We start from the raw sequence: 14,386 nt of genomic DNA on the forward strand, positions 1-14,386 counted from the left end.
TCCGATGGAAGCGTGGGTTGTAGGGAGCCGCGTCCGACACGGGAAAGCGTTTTGCTTTGCCGGGTCATGCGCTAGGAAACATCTGTGATATCGCGCTTCAAGCCAGCCACAGCAAGCGCCGGCGCGCAACGGGGCAGGGATGTCGAAGAGCAACAACGTCTACAAGGACGCTTACAACAGGGGCCTGCGGCTGCTCGGTGAAACGCAGAGCCTGCCGTCCGAGCCGGAGCTGGGCACTCTGCTCGGTGTCAGCCGCACCACGGTGCGCACCATCCTGGCGCGCATGGAAGAGACCGGGCTGATCGCCTGGAACAAACGCAGCAAGACAGTGCTCAGGGCGCCGAAGCCGGACGATTTCTTCCCCGAGGAGGAGACCGACACGCTGGCGCAGATCATCGAACGCTCGTTCATGCGCAGGCTGCTCGCCGGCGGCGCCGAGGCTGGTATGCAGATCAACGAGCTCGAACTGGCGCGCGAGATCGGCGTCGGCACCACCAGCGTGCGCGAATTCCTGATCCGGTTCTCCCGCTTCGGCCTGATCGAGAAGCGGCGCAACAGCCACTGGGTGCTGAAGGGTTTTACCCGCGCCTTTGCGCTCGAACTCACCGAAATCCGCGAGATGTTCGAACTGCGCTCGGCTGCGGCCTTTGCCACCTTGCCGCAGGACAGCCCGGTATGGGCCGATCTCGACCGCCTGGAGGACGAGCACCGGCTTCTGGCCAGCGAGATCGCCACCCGCTTCAACGAATTCTCGGAGCTCGACGAGCGCTTTCACCGGCTGATCCACCGGGCGTCGCACAACCGCTTCATCGTCGATTTCTACGACGTCATCGCCATGATCTTCCACTACCACTACCAGTGGAACAAGGCGCAGGAGCGCGAACGCAACGAAGTCGCGGTGGCTGAGCATCTCGCTTATATCGCGGCGCTGAAGTCGCGCGATCTCGGCAAGGTCGACGCTGCCTGCCGCAAGCATCTGAAGTCGGCGCGCAACACGCTGCTGACCTCGATCCCCGAAACCGGCAACCGCATAATTTCCTGACGCGCCGCGTTGCCGCAGCGCTGATTTGGCGATTTTCCGGCTGCGCGCCGCGTGCTAGACATCCATCGTTGCTGCGTGAAGAGGCAGGTCTTTGAACATCCGGCGTAAGAGATGGAGCATGACGGCCGCGTTTGTCGCCGCCTGTGTGTTGCTGCTCCAGTCGACGCTCGGCGTGTTTGCTTTCGGCATTGCATCGGATGCGTCACAGATCGACGCCTTCGGCAATGTCATCTGCACCCATGAGGGTGCGGTCAAGCTTCCCGGCGGCGATCCGCACCAGCAGCATATGCCGGCTTGCTGCATGCTTGGCTGCAGCATGGCTTTCGTGGCCTATGCGCCGCCGGCAGGCGTCGGTGTGGCGCCGGTCCGTCTGTCCTTTGAAACAGTCGCCTTTGTTCTGCCGGCAGTCAGGTATCCTGACGTCACGCGCGAGCGCTCACCGGCCAATCCGCGCGCACCGCCAGTCGCGGCCTGAAAACTGCCGCTCGCTTCGCGTAACCTGCGCAGGCGATAACCATCCAACGATCGACATCGTTCGCGACCGGCAACGGCGCGACCTCATATTCATGGAGCTTACCCATGTCCCGTTTTTTTCATGCCGCATCGCGCCGCACGCCTTTCTTCCGCACACTCGAGCACCGTCTTGGCGGCGCCGTCTTCGCCTTCGCCCTGTTGTTCGTCGGCGCCCACTCTGCCCTGGCACATGAATTCAAGGCTGGTGATATCGAGATCGAGCATCCCTGGTCGCGCGCAACGCCGGCAGGCGCCAAGGTTGCCGGCGGCTATTTCACCATCGTCAACAAGGGCAGCGCGCCGGACCGGCTGCTGTCGATTGCCTCCGACATTTCGGCAAAGGCCGAACTGCATGAAATGGGGGTGAAGGATGGCGTCATGACCATGCGCCCGGTCGAGGGTGGCCTGGAAATTCCGGCGGGCGGCAAGGTCACGCTGGGCCCCGGCGCCTATCACGTGATGTTCATGGATCTGAAGCAGCCGCCCAAGGAGGGCCAGATGTTTGCCGCCACGCTCACCTTCGAGAAGGCCGGGACGGTGACCGTCGAGTTTGCCGTGCAAGCCATCGGCAGCGCGCCGCCCCAGGAAGACAACGACTGACCAATTATTGCCAACCGATTTTTCGAGGGACCATCATGAACAAGTACCTTTTGCCCGCGGTTGCATGTCTCGTCCTGGGGACAAGTGCTGCCTTCGCCCATATCACGCTCGAAACCCAGGAAGCGCCGGTCGGTTCGACCTACAAGGCCGTGCTGCGGGTGCCGCATGGCTGCGACGGCAAGGCGACGATTGCCGTGCGCGTGCAAATCCCGGAAGGGGTGATCGCGGTGAAGCCGATGCCGAAGCCGGGCTGGACGCTGCAGGTCAAGAAAGGCAAGTACGAGAAATCCTACCAGCTCTACGGCGAGGCGGTGACGTCGGGCGTCAAGGAAGTCGACTGGAGCGGCGGCAGCCTGCCGGATGAATTTTATGACGAGTTCGTCTTCCGCAGCACGCTGGCCGCCGATCTGCCGGCCAGCCAGAAGATCTATTTTCCGGTGGTGCAGGAATGCGATGGCGCTGCCACGCGTTGGATAGAGATTCCGGCGGCCGGTCAGAACGAGGATGCGCTGGAAGATCCGGCGCCCGGCCTCAATCTGTTGCCGAAGAAGTGATGCATTGGTGGCGCGCTGCTTCGAAGCGGCGCGCCATTGTTTTGGTGGTGGCATGAGCGTGGCCTATTTCCAGCTGAAGGAACGGACAGCCGGCAGATGCGTCGACCGGCTGGCATTCGGCATACTGGCCTCGATCCTGCTGCTGGCCGTGCTTGCCGCCCCGACCATGGCCTTTGCCCACGCGGCACTGATCAAGGCCGAGCCAACCGACGGCGCGGTTCTGGAGCTAGCGCCTACGCAATTTTCGCTGACCTTCAGCGAGCCGGTGTCGCCGCTGGTGCTGACGCTGGTGCGGCCCGACGGAACGCCTGTCGCGCTGACCTCCTTTCGCCTCGACGACCAGACGGTCGAGATAGACAATCCGCAAAAGCTCGGGTCGGGCACACATGTCTTGAGCTGGCGGGTGATTTCCGCCGACGGTCATCCGGTTGGCGGCTCGGTGCTGTTTTCCGTCGGCGCACCAAGTGCGGCGCCGGCGGTGGCGGAGGCCGTCGACATGGATTTGCGGTCGGCGATCTGGACCGGCAAGGTTCTTCTCTACATCGGCCTTTTCCTCGGCGTCGGCGGCGCCTTCGCGCTTGTCTGGCTGGCGCAAGGCGTGCGCTCAGGCCAGCGTTTCGTCATTGCCGCCATCCTGTGCGGCCTGGTCGCCGCACCGCTGTCGCTCGGGTTCCAGGGGCTGGATGCTCTGGGCGCGCCGCTTGCGCGGCTGGCGCAACCGGTGGTCTGGCAAACCGGGCTCTGCGCCAGCTTCGGCTGGACGGTGCTGATTGCGCTGGCGGCGCTCGGGTTTGGCCTTTTGTCGCTGGTCGGGCCGCGCGCCACCGCCCGGCCGCTGGCGCTCGCCGGACTGGCCGGTGTGGGCGCGGCCCTTGCCGCCAGCGGCCATGCGAGTGCGGCCGAACCGCAATGGCTGACGCGGCCGATGGTGTTCCTGCATGGCGCGGGCATCGCTTTCTGGGCCGGGGCGCTGCTGCCGCTCGGCCTGGCGCTGGGCAGCCAGTCGGCGGAGGCCGGCTTGTTTCTGAGGCGGTTTTCGCGCGTGATTCTGCCCGTGGTGGCGGTGCTTGCCGCCGCCGGCATCGTGCTCGCCATCATCCAGGTGCAGACGCCGGCAGCGCTCGCCAACACCGCCTATGGCCGGCTGTTGCTGATTAAGCTGGCACTATTGGTGTTTCTGTTCACACTGGCGGCGGTCAATCGCTGGCGGCTGACCGCCTCGGCAGAAGCCGGCGCGACGGAAGTGCGGCGCCGGCTCACCCGTTCGATCTCAGTCGAAATGCTGATCGTGCTTCTGATCTTCGGCGTTGCCGCCGGCTGGCGCTTCACGCCGCCGCCACGGGCGCTGGCCATCGCCGCGGCACAGCCGACATCGACCCATATCCACACGCTGAAGGCGATGGCCGATATCGAGATCACGCCCGGCCATACCGGGGAGGTCGTCGCTTCCATCGTCATCATGACCGGCGATTTCGGACCGCTCGACGCCAAGGAAGTGACGCTGGTGCTGTCCAAGCCCGACTCCGGCATCGAGCCGATAAAGCGTCCGGCGACCAAGCCCGGCGACGGCACCTGGCGCGTCGACGATCTCGTCATCCCGGTTCCCGGCCGGTGGACGGCGCGGCTCGATATTCTGGTTTCGGATTTCGAGGTGGTAAAGATCGAAGCGCCGATCGATATCCGCGCCGAGTGATAGTCAGCCTGCCCGCGAAGGGCGCTCAGCCGAGCTGTTGGGCGAGTCCGATGAGATGCCCTTCCGGCCCGCGGATGTAGCACAGCCGATACACGTCTTTGTACTGGACGACTTCGCCTACGAGCTGCGCACCGCGCTTGCGGAGCCTTTCAAGCGTCTCGTCGATGTCGTCCACGGTGAACATGACGCGGAGGTAGCCCAGAGCGTTCACCGGGGCGTTGCGATGATCCGCGACGACAGGCGGCGTGAGGAAGCGGGAGAGCTCGAGCCGGCTGTGGCGGTCCGGCGTGCGCATCATGGCAATCTCGACGCGCTGATCGCCCAGTCCGGTGACACGTCCGGCCCATTCTCCCTCGATCGTCGCCCGCCCTTCGAACTCGAGGCCGAGCTCGCGAAAGAAAGCAACCGTCGCTTCGAGGTCCTCGACGACGATACCTACATTGTCCATTCGTTTGACTGCCATAAGTCCAATCTATCGCCATATCTCCAATCGACAAGGCGTCGCCTGATCCACCAACGAACCCTTCTTGGCTCGGCCCGACCTCAGCGCGGGGTCGTCACAATTCAGCGAAGCGGTTGACGCGGCGCGAAAGGCCCGTCAATCATCCCGGCAAAACGCGACCTCAACAAAATCCGAAAGCAGGGAAGAAACGATGGAAAAAGCCGAAATCGGCCTGATCGGCCTTGGCACGATGGGCTCCAACCTGGCGCTCAACATTGCCGAGCACGGGCACCGCATCGCCGTCTTCAACCGCACCAAGGCGCGCACCGATGCTTTCCTCGAAAGCGCCGGTGCGCTGCGCGACAGGGTGGTGCCTTGCTACAGCCTGGAGGAACTCGCTGACGCGATCCGGCCGCCGCGGCCGATCATCATCATGGTGCTGGCCGGCAAGCCGGTCGACGAACAGATCGAAGCGCTGCGCGGCGTGCTGTCGGCCAACGACATCGTCATCGATGCCGGCAACGCCAATTTCCGCGATACGATGCGGCGCTTTTCCGAACTGGCGGGCTCGGGCCTGACCTTCATCGGCATGGGTGTGTCCGGCGGCGAGGAGGGCGCGCGCCATGGGCCGTCGATCATGGTCGGCGGCACCGAAGAGTCCTGGAAACGCGTCGAAAGCGTGCTGACCGCGATCTCGGCCAAGTTCAAGGACGAACCGTGCGCTGCCTGGCTCGGCACTGACGGTGCCGGGCATTTCGTGAAAACCATCCACAACGGCATCGAATATGCCGACATGCAGATGATCGCCGAGATCTACGGCATCCTGCGCGACGGTCTCGGCATGGGGCCGAAGGAGATCGGCGCCGTCTTTGAAAACTGGAACAAGGGCCGGCTCGATTCATACCTGATCGAGATCACCGCCAAGGTGCTGGCCGCCGACGATGCGAAGACCGGCAAGCCGGTGGTCGACATCATCCTCGACCGCGCCGGCCAGAAGGGCACCGGCAAATGGTCGGTCATCGAGGCGCAGCAGCTCGGCATTCCGGCGACTGCCATCGAGGCCGCGGTGGCGGCGCGCGTGCTGTCCTCGATCAAGGACGAGCGGCAGGCCGCCGAAAAAGCCTATGGCAACATCGGCGTGACCAAGATCGCCGGCGACAAGGCGGCACTTCTGAAAGACCTGGAACTGGCACTGCTCGCCGGCAAGATCGCAGCCTACGCGCAAGGTTTTGCCGTGATGAGCGGCGCCTCGAAGGAGTTCAACTGGAACCTGCCGATGCCGACGATCGCCAAGATCTGGCGCGCCGGCTGCATCATCCGCTCGCAGATGCTCGACACCATGGCGGAAGCCTTCGGTTCCGGCGGAGCCTCCACCAACCTTTTGATGGCGCCGGCCTTCATCGCCATGATGCAGGAGGCGCATCCGTCGTTGCGCAGGATCGTGGCTCGGGCCTCGGAGGCCGGCTCGCCGGTGCCGGCGCTGGCGTCGGCGCTCGCCTATTTCGACAGCTATCGCCAGGGCCGCGGCACATCGAACCTGATCCAGGCGCAGCGCGATTTCTTCGGCGCGCATGGCTTCGAGCGTATCGGCGAGCAGGGGGCTTTCCATGGTCCCTGGGGCAGCGGGGCGGCTGGCTAGAGTCAGGTGAGGCCGGCCTGCAAATGGCTGATACCTGCGCTTCCGGCCTTCGCCGGCCGAAGCCCTCAGGAGGGTTGAGGTAGCTAAGGCTACGGTCGGCGTAGGCCGGTGCTCACGTACGAAAAGTACGCTCCGCTCCGGTTCTCGGTATCAACCCAGTTGGTCGCTTCGCGCCCGTCTTCGACTCCGGCTCGGCCTGACCTGCCTCTCAGGGTAGCGCAAGTCAGCCGCGATAGGCGACGACGTTGCCCGGCTTGACCACGCTCTGCAAAGAGCCGGGTGCGCCGCCGCCTATCCAGCCCAGAACGGCGCGGGCAAGTTCGGTGCCTGCCAGGCGGAAGTCTTCGTTGACGACCAGCAACTCCCGGCGGAACAAATGCAGCAATTCCGACGACTGTTTGGATACGACATCGACGTCGCGGCCGAGTTTCAGGCCGGCATCCTCGATGCCGGCAACAATGGCCAGCGTCGCCGCGGCGGCGCTGCTGACGAAACCGTCCGGTCGGACGTCGCGGCGCATCAACTGCGCGGTCCGTGTCCTGATCTGATCGATCGACTGGTCGATCGAAACGGTGTTGAACGGCACTTCGCTGGCGTCGATCTCACCCAGCGCATCGGCAAAGCCGTTCACCGTGTGGCCGTAATAGGTGAGCCCCACAGGCGGTGTCACCAGCGCCAGCCGGCGCCGGCCGATGCCGGCCAGATGGCGCACCGCCTCGGCGGCGAAGGCGTAGTTGTCGAAGTCATGGTAAGGGTGGACGAGCCCCATATCGGTGCGGCCATGTGTGGCAAAGGGAATGCCGCGCTCCAGCATGTAGCGGGCGCGTGGGTCATTGGGCTGCGTGCGCGAAATGATGACGCCGTCGGCCGAGCCGGACTCGACCAGGTACTTCACCGGATCCAGCGGATCCTGCGAGCGCGAATAGGGCGTGACGATCAGGTGATAGGGCGTGTCGGCAATCACTTCGGTGACGCCGTAGATGATATCAGAGACGAAGCTCATCAGTTCGTGCTCAGTGTTGAGGACGAGGCTGATGACATTGGTCTTGCCGGTTCTGAGGCGCACACCGGCGCGGTTCGGCCGGTAGCCGATCTGCCTGGCGACGAGCTGAACACGCCGCTTGGTCTCGGCGCCGATTTCGGGTGCATCCTTCAAGGCGCGCGAGACGGTGGTGACGCCGAGCCCGGTCATGAAGGCAAGCGTCTTCAACGTCGGCCGCTCATGCGCCGACGCCTCGCCGTCCTTGTCCGTCTGGTCCCTGTCCATTCGTCCCGCCCCGTCAGGCGCTTAGCAGCCGCCGGCTCTGCCGACAATCGTTTACATGACGATGTGGCACGGCAGTCCGCCCGCTAGCGTCAGTATACTGAAACGTTACAGATTGCCAATCTTGCCACCGCAGACTGCCTAATTCATGGTTCCGACAGGGTTTTCAGGCCCGGTCGACGCCGCGCGAGAAACGAGACTCGAGGTGGGTTTCTTGCACTGCAGCATGATTTTGCAGCGCAACAGCTGCTTTTGTGCGGAGTTTGCCGGCTTATGCGAAAGGAATTTGTTCGCGCCTCGAAAAAATATCGAGGCACGTCTACCGGAGGGGTTGCACGCACCGCACAATTGCCGTATCGAAAATCTGTAACGTTTCAGATTCTGGGAGGAACCGAAATGCGCTATAAACTTTTGACCGCTGCTTTTGCCGCGACGGCCGCGCTGCAATTTGCCGGCCCGGCAGCCGCGACCGACCTGGAAGTCACCCATTGGTGGACGTCGGGCGGCGAGGCGGCGGCGGTTGCGGAACTCGCCAAGGCATTTGACGCCACCGGCAACCACTGGGTCGACGGCGCCATCGCCGGTTCCGGCGGTACGGCGCGGCCGATCATGATCAGCCGCATCACCGGCGGCGACCCGATGGGCGCCACCCAGTTCAACCACGGCCGGCAGGCCGAAGAACTGGTGCAGGCCGGCCTGATGCGCGACCTCACCGATGTCGCCACCAAGGGCAAGTGGACGGAAATCGTGCGGCCGAAGAGCCTGCTCGACAGTTGCACCATCGACGGCAAGATCTATTGCGTGCCGGTCAATATCCATTCCTGGCAGTGGCTGTGGCTGTCGAACGAGGCCTTCGAGAAGGCCGGCGTGCCGCTGCCGAAGGACTGGAATGAATTCGTCGCGGCAGCGCCCGCCCTGGAAAAGGCCGGCATCATCCCGCTCGCCGTCGGCGGGCAGGCCTGGCAATCCTCCGGCGCCTTCGACGTGCTGCTGGCGGCCGTGGGCGGCTCCGATGCATTCCTCAAGGTCTACAAGGACAAGGATGCCAAGTTCGCCGCCGGGCCTGAGATCGCCAAGGTCTTCAAGGCCGCCGACGATGCCCGCAAGATGGCCAAGAACACCAATGTGCAGGACTGGAACCAGGCGACCAATCTGGTCATCACCGGCAAGGCCGGCGGCCAGATCATGGGCGACTGGGCGCAAGGCGAATTCCAGGTTGCCGGCAAGGTCGCGGGCAAGGACTACACCTGCCTGCCGGGCCTCGGCCTGAACGAAGTCATCGCCACCGGCGGCGACGCCTTCTACTTCCCGCTGCTCAAGGATGCCGACAAGTCCAAGGCGCAGGAAGTGCTGGCCGAAACGCTGCTTGATCCCAAGACGCAGGTCGCCTTCAACCTCAAGAAGGGCTCGCTACCGGTGCGCGGCGACGTCGATCTCAATGCCGCAAACGACTGCATGAAGAAGGGCCTCGCCATCCTCGCCAAAGGCGCCGTCATCCCGTGGACGGACCAGCTGATGTCGCAGGACACCCAGAAGCAGAAAGAGGATCTCTTCGCTGAATTCTTCGCCAAGCCGGACATGACGGTGGAAGAGGCGCAGAAGCGTTTCGCCGACCTCATCGCGGCGGCAGACTGACGTTGGAGGCAATTCACCTCGCTCCCGGCCTTGCGAATGCAGGGCCGGGATCGCAACGCCCTTACCCAGCCGGCTGACGAGATGAGCAAGAGCGAACGCCCCAACCCGCTGTTCCGCAACCTCAATGCGAAGGTCGCCTCGATCCCGATGATCCTCACCGCGTCGGTGGTCTTCGTTGGCGGGACGTTGTGGACGGTGCTCTATTCCTTCACCAATTCGAAGCTGTTGCCGCGGCTGAATTTCGTCGGCCTCGATCAGTATTACCGGCTGTGGTCGACACCGCGCTGGCTGATCTCGATCGAGAACCTTTTGATCTACGGCGCCATCTCACTCGTGTTCTCGCTGGTCATCGGCTTCCTGCTGGCCGCACTACTCGACCAGAAGATCCGCTTCGAGGACACGTTCCGCACCATTTTCCTCTATCCGTTCGCGCTGTCCTTCATCGTCACCGGTCTCGTCTGGCAGTGGCTGCTCAATCCGGATTTCGGCATCCAGCATGTGGTGCGGGACCTCGGCTGGACGAGCTTCAGCTTCGACCCGCTCTATAACTCCAGCATCGTCATCTACGGCATTTCGATCGCCGCGCTGTGGCAAGGCACAGGGCTGATCATGTGCCTGATGCTGGCCGGCCTGCGCGGCATCGACGAGGATATCTGGAAGGCGGCGCGGGTGGATGGGATCCCGATGTGGAAGACCTATCTGTTCATCGTCATCCCGATGATGCGGCCGGTCTTCATCACCACGCTGGTCATCATCGCTTCCGGAATCGTCAAGGTCTACGACCTCGTTGTCGCCCAGACCAGCGGCGGTCCGGGCATCGCCTCCGAAGTGCCGGCCAAGTACGTCTACGACTACATGTTCTTCGCCCAGAATCTCGGCCAGGGATTCGCAGCCTCGACCATGATGCTGCTCTCGGTGGTCATCGTCATCGTGCCGTGGGCCTACCTCGAATTTGGAGGCAAGAAGCGTGGCTGACCCGGCCGTCTCCTTGCCCGCCGGCGCGGGTGCCGCCGAGCGCGAAGCCCTGGGGCCGAGTGGGCCTCGGCCGCGGCATGTCTTCTCACGCCGCAACATCTTCCTCTATGGCACGCTCTTCGTGGTGGCTGTCTACTATCTGCTGCCGCTCTACGTGATGGTCGTCACCTCGCTCAAGGGCATGCCTGAGATACGGCTCGGCAACATCTTCTCGCCGCCGCTCGAAATCACTTTCGAGCCGTGGGTCAAGGCGTGGGCGACAGCCTGCACCGGCCTCAACTGCGACGGGCTGTCGCGCGGCTTCTGGAATTCGGTGCGCATCACCGTGCCGTCGGTGCTGCTGTCGATCGCGATTGCCTCGGTCAACGGCTACGCGCTGGCCAACTGGCGCTTCAAGGGGGCCGACACGTTCTTCGTCATCCTGATCGTCGGCGCCTTCATCCCCTACCAGGTGATGATCTATCCGATCGTCATCATCCTGCGCGAGATCGGTCTCTATGGCAGCCTTAGCGGGCTGGTGATCGTGCATTCGATCTTCGGCATGCCGATCCTGACGCTCCTGTTCCGCAATTATTTCGCTTCGATGCCGGAGGAACTGTTCCGGGCGGCGCGCGTCGACGGTGCCGGCTTCTGGGGCATCTTCCTGCGCATCATGGCGCCGATGTCGCTGCCGATCTTCGTCGTCGCCATCATCCTGCAGGTGACCGGCATCTGGAACGACTTCCTGTTCGGTGTCGTCTACACCCGCCCCGACACCTATCCGATGACGGTGCAGCTCAACAACATCGTCAACTCGGTGCAAGGCGTGAAGGAGTACAACGTCAATATGGCCGCCACCATCCTGACCGGCCTTGTGCCACTCATCGTCTACTTCATTTCCGGCAAGCTTTTCGTGCGCGGCATCGCCGCCGGCGCGGTGAAAGGGTAATGGGTATGGCGGCAGCTAACGGCACCAGCGTTTCGATACAGGACCTGTCGTTGAATTTCGGCGCCGTATCGGTGCTGCAGACGCTCAACCTCGATGTTGCCGAGGGCGAGTTCATCGTGCTGCTGGGGCCGTCGGGCTGCGGCAAGTCGACCTTGCTCAACTGCATTGCCGGGCTGCTCGACATTTCCGAAGGTCGCATCTTCATCAAGGGCAAAAATGTCACCTGGGAAGAGCCCAAGGACCGCGGCATCGGCATGGTGTTCCAGTCCTATGCGCTCTATCCGCAGATGACGGTGGAGAAGAACCTGTCCTTCGGCCTGCGCGTCGCCGGCGTGCCCAAGGACGAGATCGCCAAGCGTATCGCGCGCGCCGCCGAGATCCTGCAGATCGAGCCGCTGCTGCAGCGCAAGCCGGCCGCCTTGTCCGGCGGCCAGCGCCAGCGCGTGGCGATCGGGCGGGCGTTGGTGCGCGACGTCGACGTCTTCCTGTTCGACGAGCCGCTGTCCAATCTCGATGCCAAGCTGCGTTCGGAACTGCGCGTCGAGATCAAGCTGCTGCACCGCAAGCTGCAGAACACCATGATCTACGTCACCCACGACCAGATCGAGGCGATGACGCTGGCCGACCGTATCGCGGTGATGCGCGGCGGCGTCATCCAGCAGCTCGACGCGCCGCAGACCATCTACAACCGGCCGGTCAACCGGTTTGTCGCCGGGTTCCTCGGTTCGCCGGCGATGAATTTCCTCGAAGGGCAACTGGAGGCCGGTCCAACGTTCAAGACCGACGGTGTTTCGGTGTCGCTCAAGCGCTACGTCTTTGACGGCGCGGAGCGTTCCACGGGTACTTGCGTGCTCGGCATCCGGCCCGAACACATCGCCTTCGGCGACGCGGCAAAGTCGATGCCGTTTTCCGCCAGCGGTTCGGTCGAGATCGTCGAGCCGATGGGCTCCGACACGCTGGTGTGGACCAAGCTCGGCGGCCGCAACCTGTCGTTTCGCGTCGAGGCGGAAAGGACACTGCGCAGCGGCGACCCGGTCCAGTTCGGTTTCGATCCGGCACGCGCCTCGCTGTTCGATGCCGCCACCGGCAATCGCCTGTAATTTTCGAGAATCATCCCAATCACATCCCCCCAAACGATCCCCAAAGACCCACCACCCAAGAAACGGACAGAGACGATGAACTGGTCATTCCAACTTTACAGCGCCCGCAATTTCCTGCCCTGGGACGGCATCCTGAAAATGCTGGGCAAGCTCGGCTACAAGGAAGTCGAAGGTTTTGGCGGCGTCTATGACGACCCCAAGGCGTTCCGCGCCGAACTCGACAAGAACGGGCTTGCGATGCCGACCGGGCATTTCTCGATCGATGCGCTGGAGAATGATTTCGACGGCGTGCGCAAAACGGCCGACGCGCTCGGCATCACGCTGGTCATTTGTCCCTTTCTCATGCCCGATTCCAGGCCGTCCGACGCCGCTGGCTGGCGCGGCTTCGGCGAGCGTCTGGCCAAGGTCGGCGAAACGGCCAAAAAAGCCGGCTACGGCTTTGCCTGGCACAATCATGATTTCGAGTTCAAGAAGCTCGCCGATGGCTCGGTGCCGCAGGACCATATTCTGTCGGCCGCGTCTGATATCGGCTGGGAGATGGATGTCGCCTGGGTGATCCGCGGCGGCGTCGATCCGCTGCCATGGATCGAGAAGCACGGCAAGCGCATCAGCGCCGTCCACGTCAAGGATATGGCCAAACCGGGCGAAGGCCTCGACGAGGATGGCTGGTCGGATGTCGGCCACGGCACCATCGACTGGGCCGGCCTGATCAAGACGCTTCGGGCGAAGAGCGCGGCCAAGTATTACGTCATGGAACAGGATAACCCCAACGACATCGAGCGCTTCGCCAGCCGCTCGCTCGCATCCGTCAAGGCTTACTAGGAACAATCATCATGGCAAAGAAACTGGGTATCGGCGTCATCGGCTGCGGCAACATCTCGAAGGCGTATTTCTCGCTGGCGCCGCTGTTTCGCGGCATCGAGATGCGCGCCTGCGCCGACATCAACATGGATGCGGCCAAGGCACGGGCGAAAGAGTTCAAGCTGCGCGCCGAAACCGTCGATGGGCTGCTCGGGGCCGACGACATCGACATCATCGTCAACCTGACCATTCCGGCGGTGCACTACGAGGTGTCGAAGCAGATCCTCGACGCCGGCAAGCATGTCTATTCGGAAAAGCCGTTCGTGCTGTCGGTCAAGGAAGGGCTCGACCTCAAGAGCCGCGCCGAGAAGAAAGGGCTGCGCATCGGCTCGGCGCCGGACACTTTCCTTGGCGGCGCGCATCAGCTGGTGCGCGCACTCTTAGACACCGGTGCACTCGGCAAGATCACCAGCGGCACGTGTCACGTGATGGGCCATGGCATGGAGCACTGGCATCCCAATCCGGACTTCTTCTTCCAGCCGGGCGCCGGGCCGGTGCTCGATATCGGACCCTACTACATCACCAATCTGATTCAGCTGATCGGACCGGTGAAGCAGGTGGCGGCCTTCGCGACGACGCCCGCAAAGGAACGCACGATCTCGTCGAAGCCGCGCGCGGGCGAGAAAATCCCGGTCAACACGCCAACGACGATCCACGGGCTGCTGGAGTTCGAGAACGGCGCCGTGATCACACTCAACACCAGCTGGGACGTCTGGGCCCATGGTCACGCGCCGATGGAACTCTATGGCGAGACGGGTACGGTGTATGTGCCGGATCCGAATTTCTTCGGCGGCGACGTGCGCATCACCGAGGGGGCCAAGCCGGTGAAGAAACTGCCGAAGTGGAAGCATCCGTTCGGCGTGCCCAACGAAACGCACGGCCAGGGCATGATGGCCAACTACCGCACCGCGGGCCTTGCCGACATGGCGCTGGCGATCAGCGAGGGCCGCCCGCACCGCTGCTCGATGGAGCTGGCGCTGCATGCCGTCGACGTCATGACCGGCCTGCTACGGTCGGGCGAGACCGGCAAGTTCGTCGCCATGCAGACCACTTGCGAGCGGCCGGCCGCGCTCGGCGTCAAGGACGCAAAAGGGCTGTTGGCGAAGAAGAAATGAGGTAGAAGGGTGKCGGCGCGCTCGC

General features: G+C 63.5%; 14 protein-coding genes. 12 read left to right on the forward strand and 2 right to left on the reverse strand.

Features of this window, described 5'->3' with window-relative positions; all coding sequences use genetic code 11:
- Positions 1 to 139 precede the first annotated feature (139 nt).
- The 5 genes from AC1DYO_RS23245 (at position 140) to AC1DYO_RS23265 (ending at position 4,402) form a co-directional block, all read left to right on the forward strand.
- The gene (locus AC1DYO_RS23245) at positions 140 to 1,042 is read left to right on the forward strand and encodes a GntR family transcriptional regulator (protein ID WP_477266813.1); all 903 of its coding nucleotides are present in this window, start codon (positions 140 to 142) and stop codon (positions 1,040 to 1,042) included.
- A 118-nt stretch (positions 1,043 to 1,160) separates the two neighbouring features.
- Positions 1,161 to 1,517: a DUF2946 family protein gene (locus AC1DYO_RS23250; RefSeq protein ID WP_477266814.1), complete on the forward strand. Its 357-nt coding sequence runs from the start codon at positions 1,161 to 1,163 to the stop codon at positions 1,515 to 1,517.
- A gap of 104 nt (positions 1,518 to 1,621) precedes the next feature.
- Positions 1,622 to 2,155 (forward strand): copper chaperone PCu(A)C, encoded by a 534-nt coding sequence (locus AC1DYO_RS23255; protein WP_477266815.1) that lies wholly within the window; start codon positions 1,622 to 1,624, stop codon positions 2,153 to 2,155.
- 35 nt (positions 2,156 to 2,190) lie between these two features.
- Positions 2,191 to 2,709 carry a YcnI family copper-binding membrane protein gene (locus AC1DYO_RS23260; RefSeq protein WP_477266816.1) on the forward strand — a complete coding sequence of 173 codons (519 nt, stop codon included), beginning with the start codon at positions 2,191 to 2,193 and terminating at the stop codon, positions 2,707 to 2,709.
- A 52-nt stretch (positions 2,710 to 2,761) separates the two neighbouring features.
- A complete protein-coding gene (locus AC1DYO_RS23265; RefSeq protein ID WP_477266817.1) occupies positions 2,762 to 4,402 on the forward strand; it encodes a copper resistance CopC/CopD family protein in 1,641 nt (546 codons plus the stop codon).
- Between the two features lie 25 nt (positions 4,403 to 4,427).
- On the opposite strand, the gene AC1DYO_RS23270 is transcribed toward AC1DYO_RS23265, so the two are convergent.
- On the reverse strand, positions 4,428 to 4,865 hold the full coding sequence (locus AC1DYO_RS23270; protein ID WP_477266818.1) for a VOC family protein: 438 nt from the start codon (positions 4,863 to 4,865) through the stop codon (positions 4,428 to 4,430).
- 190 nt (positions 4,866 to 5,055) lie between these two features.
- On the opposite strand from AC1DYO_RS23270, the gene gndA reads away from it, so the two are divergent.
- Entirely contained in the window at positions 5,056 to 6,483 is a 1,428-nt protein-coding gene (gndA, locus tag AC1DYO_RS23275; RefSeq protein ID WP_477266819.1) for an NADP-dependent phosphogluconate dehydrogenase, read from the forward strand.
- 223 nt (positions 6,484 to 6,706) lie between these two features.
- Here the strand turns inward: gndA and AC1DYO_RS23280 are convergent, their stop codons facing one another.
- Complete coding sequence (locus tag AC1DYO_RS23280) at positions 6,707 to 7,750, reverse strand: LacI family transcriptional regulator (RefSeq protein WP_477266820.1); 1,044 nt, start codon at positions 7,748 to 7,750, stop codon at positions 6,707 to 6,709.
- Between the two features lie 393 nt (positions 7,751 to 8,143).
- Between AC1DYO_RS23280 and AC1DYO_RS23285 the strand changes: the two genes are divergently transcribed.
- From AC1DYO_RS23285 to AC1DYO_RS23310, 6 genes are all read left to right on the forward strand, one after another.
- Entirely contained in the window at positions 8,144 to 9,382 is a 1,239-nt protein-coding gene (locus AC1DYO_RS23285) for an ABC transporter substrate-binding protein (protein WP_477266821.1), read from the forward strand.
- 81 nt (positions 9,383 to 9,463) lie between these two features.
- Positions 9,464 to 10,357, forward strand: a complete 894-nt coding sequence (locus tag AC1DYO_RS23290) for a carbohydrate ABC transporter permease (RefSeq protein WP_142870207.1) — start codon at positions 9,464 to 9,466, stop codon at positions 10,355 to 10,357.
- Positions 10,350 to 11,285: a carbohydrate ABC transporter permease gene (locus AC1DYO_RS23295; RefSeq protein ID WP_477266822.1), complete on the forward strand. Its 936-nt coding sequence runs from the start codon at positions 10,350 to 10,352 to the stop codon at positions 11,283 to 11,285. Before AC1DYO_RS23290 ends, AC1DYO_RS23295 begins: the two co-directional genes overlap by 8 nt.
- A 5-nt stretch (positions 11,286 to 11,290) precedes the next feature.
- The gene (locus tag AC1DYO_RS23300; RefSeq protein ID WP_477266823.1) at positions 11,291 to 12,385 is read left to right on the forward strand and encodes an ABC transporter ATP-binding protein; all 1,095 of its coding nucleotides are present in this window, start codon (positions 11,291 to 11,293) and stop codon (positions 12,383 to 12,385) included.
- A gap of 75 nt (positions 12,386 to 12,460) precedes the next feature.
- Positions 12,461 to 13,207 (forward strand): sugar phosphate isomerase/epimerase family protein, encoded by a 747-nt coding sequence (locus tag AC1DYO_RS23305; protein ID WP_477266824.1) that lies wholly within the window; start codon positions 12,461 to 12,463, stop codon positions 13,205 to 13,207.
- Between the two features lie 11 nt (positions 13,208 to 13,218).
- Positions 13,219 to 14,361 carry a Gfo/Idh/MocA family protein gene (locus tag AC1DYO_RS23310; RefSeq protein WP_477266825.1) on the forward strand — a complete coding sequence of 381 codons (1,143 nt, stop codon included), beginning with the start codon at positions 13,219 to 13,221 and terminating at the stop codon, positions 14,359 to 14,361.
- Positions 14,362 to 14,386: the final 25 nt, after the last annotated feature.

This window comes from Mesorhizobium sp. P2_F5 (assembly GCF_056403715.1).

Bases quoted from the DNA above. Each gene is read 5' to 3' on its own strand.
- AC1DYO_RS23245 (WP_477266813.1), top strand. From the start codon at position 140: ATGTCGAAGAGCAACAACGTCTACAAGGACGCTTACAACAGGGGCCTG.
- AC1DYO_RS23250 (WP_477266814.1), top strand. From the start codon at position 1,161: ATGACGGCCGCGTTTGTCGCCGCCTGTGTGTTGCTGCTCCAGTCGACG.
- AC1DYO_RS23255 (WP_477266815.1), top strand. From the start codon at position 1,622: ATGTCCCGTTTTTTTCATGCCGCATCGCGCCGCACGCCTTTCTTCCGC.
- AC1DYO_RS23260 (WP_477266816.1), top strand. From the start codon at position 2,191: ATGAACAAGTACCTTTTGCCCGCGGTTGCATGTCTCGTCCTGGGGACA.
- AC1DYO_RS23265 (WP_477266817.1), top strand. From the start codon at position 2,762: ATGAGCGTGGCCTATTTCCAGCTGAAGGAACGGACAGCCGGCAGATGC.
- AC1DYO_RS23270 (WP_477266818.1), bottom strand. From the start codon at position 4,865: ATGGCAGTCAAACGAATGGACAATGTAGGTATCGTCGTCGAGGACCTC.
- gndA (WP_477266819.1), top strand. From the start codon at position 5,056: ATGGAAAAAGCCGAAATCGGCCTGATCGGCCTTGGCACGATGGGCTCC.
- AC1DYO_RS23280 (WP_477266820.1), bottom strand. From the start codon at position 7,750: ATGGACAGGGACCAGACGGACAAGGACGGCGAGGCGTCGGCGCATGAG.
- AC1DYO_RS23285 (WP_477266821.1), top strand. From the start codon at position 8,144: ATGCGCTATAAACTTTTGACCGCTGCTTTTGCCGCGACGGCCGCGCTG.
- AC1DYO_RS23290 (WP_142870207.1), top strand. From the start codon at position 9,464: ATGAGCAAGAGCGAACGCCCCAACCCGCTGTTCCGCAACCTCAATGCG.
- AC1DYO_RS23300 (WP_477266823.1), top strand. From the start codon at position 11,291: ATGGCGGCAGCTAACGGCACCAGCGTTTCGATACAGGACCTGTCGTTG.
- AC1DYO_RS23305 (WP_477266824.1), top strand. From the start codon at position 12,461: ATGAACTGGTCATTCCAACTTTACAGCGCCCGCAATTTCCTGCCCTGG.
- AC1DYO_RS23310 (WP_477266825.1), top strand. From the start codon at position 13,219: ATGGCAAAGAAACTGGGTATCGGCGTCATCGGCTGCGGCAACATCTCG.